This window comes from Segatella copri, from assembly GCF_003465495.1.
Classification (GTDB): Bacteria; Bacteroidota; Bacteroidia; order Bacteroidales; family Bacteroidaceae; genus Prevotella; species Prevotella copri_G.
The window spans coordinates 1-375 of the sequence record NZ_QSAV01000119.1 but is presented as its reverse complement, the minus strand read 5'-3'; the positions used below and the strand labels follow the sequence as shown (position 1 = coordinate 375).

The following is a 375-nucleotide window of genomic DNA, read 5'->3' as shown; positions in this document are numbered from 1 at the left end:
GGGGCTCATGCCAGACCTTATAACAGATGCTCTATCGGCATCTGCTATGAGGGAGGGCTCGATGAGCAAGGCAAGCCTTGCAACACCATGACCACTGAGCAGGAAACGAGACTCATTGATCTTTTCAGGAATCTGAAGATTCTCTTTCCGAAAGCGAAGATTGTGGGCCATCGGGACTTGCCTGGGACTACTCCCAAAGAATGTCCGTGTCTGGATGCTGGAAGCTGGGCTGCTCGACACCGCCTTGATTAACTCTTATAACTCCTTTTGGCTGGCATTGCTGGCTAAAGGAGTTTATCATGATACGTCTTTCCAAAGTGCGTCGGATCTGTTACTACAAAACCATTTTCAGCTACATATCCTTCACTTTTTGCC

1 protein-coding gene is annotated in these 375 nt (G+C 48.3%); it reads left to right on the top strand.

Annotation, left to right across the window (positions count from 1 at the left end; all coding sequences use genetic code 11):
* The coding region (locus DWV53_RS16295; RefSeq protein ID WP_259319018.1) for an N-acetylmuramoyl-L-alanine amidase at window positions 1-252 on the top strand (252 nt) is incomplete at its 5' end.
* Window positions 253-375: the final 123 nt, after the last annotated feature.